Below are 2,257 nucleotides of genomic sequence, written 5' to 3'. Positions count from 1 at the left end.
GGAGCGGCCCGGTGCGCCGCAGGTCATCGTGCTCACCACGTTCGACCTCGACGAGTACGCGTTCGCCGCGATTCGCGCCGGCGCTGCGGCGTTCCTGCTCAAGGACGCGACGCCCGAGGTCCTGCTCGGCGCCGTACGGACCGTCCACGACGGCGAGTCGGTGGTGGCGCCCAGCACGACCCGTCGCCTGCTCGAGCACTTCGCCACCACGCTCCCGGGCCCGGCGGCGCCCACTCCCGACCAGCGCCTCGACGCGCTCACCGATCGCGAGCGCGAGACGCTCGTGCTCGTCGGCCAGGGCTTGTCCAACACCGAGATCGCGGCGCAGTTCGTGGTCTCGGAGGCGACGGTCAAGACCCACATCAACCGACTGTTGTCGAAGACCGGCTCCCGCGACCGGGTGCGGCTCGTCGTCCTCGCGTTCGAGACCGGGCTGGTCCACCCGCGGTAGGACGCCCGGATCAACCCGCGGCCTGACGATCCGGGCGCCGCTGACGACGAGGCTCGTCGGCATGACCTCCCTGCAGACCAGCCCCCCGACTCCCGTCGCCGACGCGGCCCTCGCCGCCAGCGCCCGCGGCCTCACCCGGACCTACGGCCGCGGCGACACCCTGGTGTCGGCGCTGCGCGGCGTCGACCTCGACCTGCCGACCGGCCGGTTCACCGCGATCATGGGCCCGTCGGGCTCCGGCAAGTCGACCCTGATGCACTGCCTGGCCGGACTCGACCAGCCGACCGGCGGCACGGTCAGCGTCGCCGGGCAGCCCCTGGAGTCCCTCGACGACGACGCGCTCACGCGGTTCCGCCGCGACGACGTGGGCTTCGTGTTCCAGGCCTTCAACCTGCTGCCGATGCTGACCGCCGAACAGAACATCTGGCTTCCCACCGAGCTCGCGGGACGTCCGCGCGCGGACCACCGCGGGCGCTTCGACCACATCGTCGCCACCCTCGGCCTGACCGACCGCCTCACGCACCGGCCGGCCGAGCTGTCCGGCGGCCAGCAGCAGCGGGTGGCGATCGCCCGTGCCCTGCTCACCGCGCCGGCGATCGTGTTCGCCGACGAACCGACCGGCAACCTCGACAGCACCTCGTCCGCCGAGGTGCTGTCGTTCCTGCGCGGCTCGGTGCGCGAGCTGGGCCAGACCGTCGTGATGGTCACCCACGAGGTCGACGCGGCCGGGTACGCCGACGACGTCGTCGTCCTCGCCGACGGCCAGGTCACGCACCACCTCCACGACCCGTCCCGGGCCGACCTCGTCGCCGCGCTCGCCGGCCGGAGTGCCTGATGCGCACCGTGCTCCTCGCCTCCCTGCGGACCCACACCCGGCGGTACGGCGCCGCACTGCTCGCCGTCGTCGTCGGCGTCGTGTTCATCGTCGTCACCGGGGCCCTGTCCTCTGCCGTGCGGGACGGACTGACCGCCGATGTCTCCGTGCCGTACAACGGCGCGGACGCCGTGCTCGACAAGCCGGCCACCGCCGACGCGACCCGCCTGCTGGAGGCCGCACCCGCGGCCGGCGCCGACGCGTGGCTGATCGGCTGGACCCTCCAGCAGGTCACCCATGACGGCAAGGTGGTGGACAGCAGCGCCGACATCGCGCAGGTGCCCGACCGTCCGGACCGGCGCTGGCAGGAGCTCGTCGACGGGCGGTTCCCCGCCCGGGCCGGCGAGGCCGTGGTCGACACCAACGCCGCCAAGGTGGCCGACGTCGGCATCGGCGACCGGCTCCGGATCGGGTCAGGCAGCGAGGCCCTCGACGTCGAGGTCGTCGGCCTGGCCGACTCGCCCTCGGCCTTCTCGGTGGCGTCCGTCTACGTGCTGTGGGAAGACCTGTCCCGGTGGGAGGACAGCCTCTACGTCAGCAGCGTCGCCTGGGCGGGCCCCGGCGGGCTGAGCGAGGCACGGGCGGCGATCCGGGACGTCGTACCGACGGCGGAGCCGATGAGCGTCCCGGCCTTCGCCCAGCTCGTCCAGAAGGAGATCAACAACGAGGTCGACATCATCGCGATCATCGTCCTGCTCTTCGCCTCCATCGCGCTGCTGGTCGCGGTGCTGGTCATCAACAACACGTTCACGATCCTCTTCGCGCAGCGTGCGCGGGACTTCGCCCTGCTGCGCTGCGTGGGGGCGACCCGACGCCAGCTCGTGCGCTCGGTCCGCCTCGAGTCACTCCTGATCGGCGTCCTGGCGGCGGTCATCGGCATCGGCGCCGGGCTGGGCCTCGGCCATGGCCTGGTCGCCTTCGTGCGGGCGCAG

Annotated in this window: 3 protein-coding genes; all 3 read left to right on the top strand. The window is 72.9% G+C overall.

Translation table 11 applies throughout. The annotated features are described in order from the left end of the window. The coding region (locus ACOADB_RS20575) for a response regulator transcription factor (RefSeq protein WP_378602821.1) at positions 1–451 on the top strand (451 nt) is incomplete at its 5' end. 61 nt (positions 452–512) lie between these two features. Next, complete coding sequence (locus tag ACOADB_RS20570; RefSeq protein ID WP_378602818.1) at positions 513–1,286, top strand: ABC transporter ATP-binding protein; 774 nt, start codon at positions 513–515, stop codon at positions 1,284–1,286. Next, a partial coding sequence (locus tag ACOADB_RS20565) for an ABC transporter permease (protein ID WP_378602816.1) occupies positions 1,286–2,257 on the top strand: 972 nt, incomplete at its 3' end. The genes ACOADB_RS20570 and ACOADB_RS20565, both read left to right, overlap by 1 nt.

The sequence above is a fragment of the Nocardioides sp. CPCC 206348 genome (assembly GCF_048654705.1).
Classification (GTDB): Bacteria; Actinomycetota; Actinomycetes; order Propionibacteriales; family Nocardioidaceae; genus Nocardioides.
Note: the sequence above shows the minus strand (reverse complement) of the source record. Positions and strands in the feature narration are given on the sequence as shown.

What these genes read in the sequence shown, in the direction of transcription:
- ACOADB_RS20570 (WP_378602818.1), top strand. Translation starts at nt 513, where the DNA reads ATGACCTCCCTGCAGACCAGCCCCCCGACTCCCGTCGCCGACGCGGCC.